Origin of the sequence: Paenibacillus rhizophilus (assembly GCF_003854965.1) — a bacterium.
In the GTDB taxonomy this organism is placed as follows: domain Bacteria; phylum Bacillota; class Bacilli; order Paenibacillales; family Paenibacillaceae; genus Paenibacillus_AQ; species Paenibacillus_AQ rhizophilus.
On sequence record NZ_RQPI01000032.1, the window covers coordinates 1 to 1,894 of the forward strand.

Consider the following 1,894-nt stretch of genomic DNA (forward strand, 5'->3'; position numbering starts at 1 on the left):
GTGCGCCCAGCATGGGCGCTATCTTTAGGGTTGAAGTCCCGAATGGCGAAGGCAGTAGTAGCCATTAGCTTAAGACAAGGGTGTCTACCGCGAGGTGGAATCTGAAGGAAGTCGGCGGCAAATCTCCGGTCTGAGGAACACGAACTTCATACAAGGCTAGCGTACGTTGGATGAGGTTGCGAAACAAACCGAAGCCCATACTGCCAAAAGGCGTGCGAGAGTAAATGAAGCAGATAGATGGAGAGGAAGATAGCGTTCTTACCTGGGGAGATCTGTACGGAAGGCGAAGAGAACTTCGCAACCCTGTTTGCGAAAGCAGGCTGAGCGTACAGAAGTCAGCAGACGCCATAGTACGCTACGTGGTGCAACACGTGCGGAAGGGCTGAACATGAAATAGGCATTTGTACATTCAGGCGTTCAGGATGAGTAATGAGAGCAGAAAATCCGAGAGGACCTGACTGAAGAAGGAAGCGGTGAATTCCGTGTGGGGCTTCGGCAGGGCAGAATTCATCTCTGGCACAAGAGGAAGGTACAAATCACGTAAAGAGAGGTAAAAAAAAAATGTTGGAGCAGTTGCTGTCACGGGAAAATCTTCTACAAGCGTTAAAGCGAGTCGAATCTAATAAAGGAAGCCATGGTGTAGATGGGATGTCTGTAAAATCCTTACGAGAACACATCGTACAAAACTGGCAGAGCTTGCGGCAAGCGATAGAAGAAGGAACCTATGAGCCGAGCCCCGTACGTCGGGTCGAAATCCCGAAACCGAATGGCGGAGGTGTCAGGAAGTTAGGAATTCCTACCGTAACAGACCGAATGCTGCAGCAAGCCATCGCCCAGGTGTTAACCCCATTGTTCGATCCACAGTTTTCCGAGCACAGCTATGGATTTCGCCCCCAAAGGCGGGGACACGATGCCGTGAGGAAAGCTAGAGCATTCATGAAAGAAGGATATCGATTCGTAGTCGACCTGGACTTGGAGAAATTCTTTGATCTCGTCAACCATGACCGACTCATGATGAAGATTTCGGAGAAAGTGAAGGACAAGAAAGTCCTTCTGCTGATTCGTAAATACCTTCAATCGGGCGTGATGGAGAACGGGTTAGTAAAGCCGACACTGGAAGGAGCACCGCAGGGTGGTCCGCTGAGTCCGTTATTATCTAACATCGTACTGGACGAATTGGACAAGGAACTAGAAAGACGTGGACACCACTTCGTCCGCTACGCGGACGATTGTAACATCTACGTGAAAACGCCAAGAGCAGGAGAGCGAGTCAAAGCATCCGTTACCCGATTCATCGAGACGAGGCTAAAACTCAAGGTGAACCAAGCCAAGAGTGCGGTAGACCGACCATGGAGACGGAAGTTTCTAGGGTTTAGTTTTAGTGTGGACAAAGAGCCAAAGGTGAGAATTGCTAAACAGTCCTTACAGAAGGCGAAGGTCAGAATTCGGGAGATAACCTCTCGAAAGAAGCCGATGAGGATGGAAGAGCGAATCAAGGAACTAAACCAATACCTCATGGGATGGCACGGATACTTCTCGCTTGCGGATACGCCAAGTGTCTTTCAAAACATGGATAAATGGGTTCGAAGAAGGCTAAGAATGTGCCTTTGGAAGCAATGGAAGAACCCGAGAACCAAAGTCAAAAGGCTTCTATCCTTAGGCATGCCCAAGGATAAAGCCTATGAGTGGGGAAATACCCGTAAAGGGTACTGGCGAGTTGCAGGAAGTCCAATTCTGCAACGTGCATTGAATAACCAATACTGGGAATCCATTGGATTAAAGAGCTTGTCGGACATTTACATCTCTTTACGGAATATTTCATGAACCGCCGTATACCGAACGGTACGTACGGTGGTGTGAGAGGTCGGGGGCTCGCCGCCCCCTCCTACTCGAT

The 1,894-nt window shown here is 49.3% G+C and carries 1 protein-coding gene; it reads left to right on the forward strand.

Going from position 1 to position 1,894, the window contains the following annotated elements; translation table 11 throughout:
• Window positions 1-561 precede the first annotated feature (561 nt).
• Window positions 562-1,824, forward strand: coding sequence for a group II intron reverse transcriptase/maturase (gene ltrA / locus EH198_RS24260; protein WP_124698032.1), 1,263 nt, complete (start codon window positions 562-564; stop codon window positions 1,822-1,824).
• The last annotated feature ends 70 nt before the right edge of the window (window positions 1,825-1,894 follow it).

Coding starts and splice junctions, on each gene's coding strand:
- ltrA (WP_124698032.1), top strand. CDS start 562: ATGTTGGAGCAGTTGCTGTCACGGGAAAATCTTCTACAAGCGTTAAAG.